Annotated in this window: 5 protein-coding genes; all 5 read right to left on the bottom strand. The window is 71.7% G+C overall.

From position 1 onward, the window contains the following. A partial coding sequence (locus D7V97_RS39955) for a type VI secretion system protein IglI family protein (protein ID WP_304988531.1) occupies positions 1-590 on the bottom strand: 590 nt, incomplete at its 3' end. Then, positions 583-969 (bottom strand): DUF4280 domain-containing protein, encoded by a 387-nt coding sequence (locus D7V97_RS39960; RefSeq protein WP_120615817.1) that lies wholly within the window; start codon positions 967-969, stop codon positions 583-585. The genes D7V97_RS39960 and D7V97_RS39955, both read right to left, overlap by 8 nt. Before the next feature lie 17 nt (positions 970-986). Beyond that, positions 987-2705 (bottom strand): long-chain fatty acid--CoA ligase, encoded by a 1719-nt coding sequence (locus D7V97_RS39965; RefSeq protein WP_120615818.1) that lies wholly within the window; start codon positions 2703-2705, stop codon positions 987-989. A gap of 9 nt (positions 2706-2714) precedes the next feature. Continuing rightward, positions 2715-3620 carry a hypothetical protein gene (locus D7V97_RS39970; protein WP_120615819.1) on the bottom strand — a complete coding sequence of 302 codons (906 nt, stop codon included), beginning with the start codon at positions 3618-3620 and terminating at the stop codon, positions 2715-2717. A 91-nt stretch (positions 3621-3711) separates the two neighbouring features. Beyond that, complete coding sequence (locus tag D7V97_RS39975; RefSeq protein ID WP_233583536.1) at positions 3712-4887, bottom strand: cyclic nucleotide-binding domain-containing protein; 1176 nt, start codon at positions 4885-4887, stop codon at positions 3712-3714. Positions 4888-4946: the final 59 nt, after the last annotated feature.

Genomic DNA, 4946 nt, shown 5'->3' on the forward strand with positions numbered 1-4946 from the left:
GGCAGGTACGGCACGCCCTGGGCGTGGGAGCGCAGGGAGCCCAGCAGCGTGCGGAAGGCATCCGCGCAGGCGTTCTTCGGGAGCGCGGAGAAGGCGGCGATGATGGGGTCACCCATCCGCAGGGCCTCTTCAATGGGCTCGCGGTTGCCGGGCGTGCACCACGACTGCCATTGCGCGTCCTTGAGGCGCGTGTGGTGCTCCAGGTTCTTGCTCATCATCTTGAGCAACCAGCGCAGGCCGGTGTCCACGAAGATGGGCTTCTTGGGTCCGGTGGGCCCGAAGAAGTCCCAGTTCTCCACGAGGCTGCGCGACAGGGAGCGGAAGAGGACGGGCAGCGCCTTCATGCCGTCCGTGACGAAGTGACCGAAGAGGTAGGGCCCCAGGAGGCGCACGTCGCGCACGCCCTGGCGCAGGAGCGCTTCGGCGGCGCGGGCCGCGTCCTGGTAGGCGCCCTTGGCGACGAGGGCGGTGATGGCCTCCAGGCGCTGATCCGGGCCCTCCGTCTCGTCGATGGGCACGGGCGTGCCGGTGAACGGGGCGTCGAGCAGCGAGAAGTCGACGGCTTCGAGGGCCAGCGCCGCGTCACCCATCGATGGCCACCACCTGCCCGGGGGAGACGACCTGGATGACGCCGCCGTAGCTGCACATCAGCTTGGAGTTGCTCTCCAGCGCCGGCATGTTGCCGATGAGCACCTTGGGGCAGCCCGGAGCCCAGGGCGCCGCGGTGGCGGGGATGCAGGGCATGGGGGTGAGGACGCCCAGGGCCGCCGCGGTCGCCGCCGCGACCATGGGGTTCGCCATGGACGAGCACACGCCGAAGGGCAGCACGTTCATGAAGGGCTTGTTGTCCATGATGTTCGCCGCGGGCGTCGTCGCGAGCACCTTGTTCGCCGGCAGGACCATCAACGACGAGGGAGCCACCCCGAAGCTGCATTGCAGCATCGCTCCCATCACGACCTGGACACCCATGTCCTGCCCCTTTCGGCTCAGCGTGTTCCCGGCGGGCCATCTTCGCCCGAAGGGCCTGCTCTTTCCAGCAGACGACCCCGAAGTGCGGTGAGGGCCTGGAACAGCGGGTCCGTCGCCTTGCGGTGCAGCGCGCCGGTGAAGAACTGCGTGGCGCACCACGCGTCGTCCACCGCACCCTTCTTCCGGTGTGGAAAGAGCGGGAAGAACTCGATCCGGTCGGGAAGGAAGTCCCCCCCTAGCATCATTTCGATGCGCCGCTTGATCTCCTGCTCGCCCGACGAGGGGGCGGGCTCGCTGCCCGTGAAGGCCAGGAGGATGAAGCGCGAGTGGCTGGCCAGCCCCCCGGTGGACACCGGCACCACGCTGGTGCCCACGAGGAAGGGCAGGCCCTCCAGCACGTCGGTGACCTCCTTCGACGGGTAGGTGCGGCCGTCGTGCCGGAAGCCCATCGTGCCGCCGTAGTGGTAGCGCGAGCGGATCCGCGCGAGCAGCACGTGGCCCGGGGGGCGGCCCTTGTCCGGCAGCAGCGTGAAGATGCCCACGTCCGTCGGGGCGCCCTGCCCGCTCGCGTTCGGATCCTTCAGCGTCCAGCGCCGGCCCGGCACGGGGAACACGTCCGTGTGCACGTCCGCGTGCGGATCATTCACCCCGCGCGACGACACGAGCACCGCGCCGCCCGCCGCCGCGTCGATGAGGATGTTGGACGACGGCACGGCCTGGAGGCCGCACTGCTTCACCCATGCGCGCCACGCCTGGGCGTCGTAGGGCTCCTCGGGGTTGCGGAACCAGTGCAGCACGTTGCGCATCGCGCCGGTGCGGTGGCGCAGGAGCAGGTCGCGCAGCCGGGGCGTCACGCCCAGGGCGCGCAGCGGGTGCTCCAGGAGGGGCGCCGGGTTGTGCTCCAGGTCCGCCAGCTCCAGGTGCAGGTAGGTGGCGCCCCGCAGCAGCGTGGTGAAGAGGAGCGCCGGCTGATGCTGGAGCACCGGGAAGTCCGGCGCCGCGAGCATGTCCCCCGGCGCGAGGCCGAAGGTGAGCATCCCGTCACCCAGCGCGCCCTTCCACGCGTTCTCCGCGGTGAGGGGCACGAGGCTGTGCGGCGGATCCACCAGCGGCGAGAAGAGCAGCCCCACCACGTCCGCGGGCTTGTACGTGTGCGACGTGAAGCCGGGCGCTCCCCCACCCTTGCTCTTGAGCAGGAGCTTCTCGTGGCCCTTCAGCAGCGGGAGCTGGTGCGGCTCCGCGGCGATGAAGTCCGGCGTCAGGGCCTCCAGCCGCGTGGCCATGGCGCGTGGGCCCAGGGGCGGCAGCAGCGTGAAGCAGCCGCCCAGCCGCAGCGTGGCGAGCAGCGACACCAGCAGCTCCTGCCCCACGCCGTGGACGAGGCACACCTTCGCGCCCGGGACGACGCCCTGCTCCGCCCACTCGCTGGCGCGGCGCGCGGCCAGGTCGTGCAGCGTGCGGTAGCCCACCGTCTGCCAGCCCTGGAGGCGCGCATGGGTGCGGAACGCGGGGCGCTCCAGGCCGACGTGGCGCACCACCAGGTCGTGGAAGAAGTCGTACTGCTGGCCCGGGCGGCTCTTGGGTGGCGGCACGCCCTTGCCCGCGTGGGCCTCCATGAGCGCGGCGGCGAACCCTTCCGGATCCTCCCAGCTCTCCTGCCACCACGGCGGCGCGCCCGCGTCCGAGGCAAAGCCCGTGTCCAGCTGCCGGAGGATGTCCTTCACGTCGAAAGGCATGGGGGGTGTCTAGCGCGAGGGAAAGTCGAAGCCGACCTTCACCATGAAGCGGACCTTGGAGCGCATGGCGCCGCCCTCCGGAGCGTGGCCACTGGAGCCGGACGAACCCTGCGGCCGCGACTCGCCGCGTCGGAGCGGCTGCTGCGACGCGCGTTCGATGGCGGTGGGCACGACGGCGCGCACCAGCGGGTGGCGGGCCTGGAGGGGGGGCACGTGCATGTCCACGTCGCGGCCGAAGAGCCACGCGCCGCAGCGCCAGAGGACGTCATGGCGCCGGGTGAGCAGCGTCCAGAAGCGGTCGCGCGTCTCCGTGGCCTCGAAGAACAGCGGCGAGGCTTCGTTCTCACGCGCCTCGCCGGGGGCCGCGAGCAGGGCGCGCAGCTGCACCGCGACGCGCTCCACCTCGTTCACGTCCTCGGGCGTCACCGGCGAGCGGCCGGTGAGCTTCGGCTCGTGGCGCCGGAACAGCGCGACGAGCCCCAGGCAGTCGCCCACGATGTCGCGGTGGCCTTCGGTGCGGCTGGCCTCCACCTCGGCGGCGTCGAGGAAGGCCGCTTCCGCGAGCGCCTCCGCCGTCTTGAGCAGCTTGCGGCGCAGGTGCTGGGCGCGCTCGAAGAGGCCTCCGAAGGTGCTGGCCTTCATGTCGCGCTGCACCTGGAGCGCGGCGAAGGCGAGCCCCTGCGCGAGCAGCGGCAGGTCGCGCAGCTCCTCCACGTTCACGCCCGGCAGCGTGGCCAGCTCCACGTCGCGGGTCAGCACGCTGTCGACGCCGCGCTTCGTGTTGTGGAAGGCGAGCGCGATGTTGGAGCGGCACTCCTCCACGGCGCCTTCGAGCGCGCGGGCCGGAGCGAGGAACGCGTCATAGCCGGGCTGCGAGCCAAGGGCTTCCAGCTCGGCGATGTCGTCGGGCCCCAATCCCGCTATCGCGTGCGGCGCCCCGCCCTGGCCTGCAGCCATGCCCGTGAGGATAGCGGGCCCCCCTGGAGGCCACAACCCGGCGCCGTCCTCAGACGAGGATGAGGTCGTCGTCGTCGTCGTCCACCCGCGCCAGGTCGGACGCGTCCTCGGGGAGGCCCAGGACGCGCTCGGTGCGGCGCAGGCGTTCGTCGGTCAGGTCCGACATGAGCATCAGGACCTGCGGATGGGTGGAGATGAGCGAGTCGAAGTCCTCGCGCGGCAGGCGCAGCAGCGTGGTGTGGCGCGAGGCCTCCACCGTGGCCGTGGCCGGCGTCTTCTGGAGCAGGGAGATCTCTCCGAACAGCTCCCCTTCCCGCAGGCGCGACAGCACGTGCCCGTTCTTGCGCACCTCCACCTCGCCGGAGAGGACGACGTAGAGGCCGTCGGTCACGTCTCCGTCTCGGATGATGACGCCGCCGCGCTCCACGTCGCGCGCGCGGAAGCGCTCCACCAGCCCGCGCCGGTCCTTGCGGTTGAAGGGGCGGAACAGCGCGGAGCCGTTCATCACGTTGGTGAGCAGGCGCTCGCGGCAGAACTTCTTGAGGGCCTGGGCCACGGGCGGATGGCTGTGTGACAGCGCGGCCAGCACCGCCGCGGAGATCTCCAGCACCTGCGTGTCGTCGGACGCGGCCTCCACGGACGCGGCGCGCGGGGCTCCGGACAAGAGCGCCATCTCCCCGAAGAACGCCCCACCCTCCAGCGTGGCCAGGTCCTGACGCAGGCCCTCGTCCTCGCGGTAGACGCGCACGCTGCCTTCGCAGATGACGTAGAAGGCGTCGCCGTGGCTGCCCTGCGAGATGATCCGCTCGCCGGGGCCGAAGCGGCGCAGCGGGCAGCGCTCGAAGAGCTGGATGAACGCGTCGCGCGGCAGGTCAGAGAAGAGCGGGATGGCAGGCAGCGCGTCCCAGGTGCCGGGGGTGGCCTCCGCCTCCTCGGTCAGTTCGTAGATGGGCTCCTCTTCCGCCGCGCCGTCCGCGAGTCCGCGCTGGGCCGCGAGTTCCACCGCATGCAGCAGCGAGTCCGCTTCAATCTCCAGCTCCGTGAAGCTGGAGACGCTCAGGGACGCGCGCCAGGGCTCCGGGGATCCGGCGGTGGTGGGGACGACGGAGGCCCCCGTGGCAACTGCGCGGGCCGGGGCTTCGGTGCGACGGGGGCGCAGGCCGGGAGGGCCGGCCTGGATGGGCGCCCTGGGTTCGACGGCGGGGGCCGCAGGGGCGACGGGCATTTCGGGCCCCGCGATGGGCCTGTCTCTATACACATCTGACGCTGCCGACGAACCCTAGG

Source organism: Corallococcus sp. CA053C, from assembly GCF_003611675.1.
Classification (GTDB): Bacteria; Myxococcota; Myxococcia; order Myxococcales; family Myxococcaceae; genus Corallococcus.

What these genes read in the sequence shown, in the direction of transcription:
- D7V97_RS39960 (WP_120615817.1), bottom strand. Translation starts at nt 969, where the DNA reads ATGGGTGTCCAGGTCGTGATGGGAGCGATGCTGCAATGCAGCTTCGGG.
- D7V97_RS39965 (WP_120615818.1), bottom strand. Translation starts at nt 2,705, where the DNA reads ATGCCTTTCGACGTGAAGGACATCCTCCGGCAGCTGGACACGGGCTTT.
- D7V97_RS39975 (WP_233583536.1), bottom strand. Translation starts at nt 4,887, where the DNA reads ATGCCCGTCGCCCCTGCGGCCCCCGCCGTCGAACCCAGGGCGCCCATC.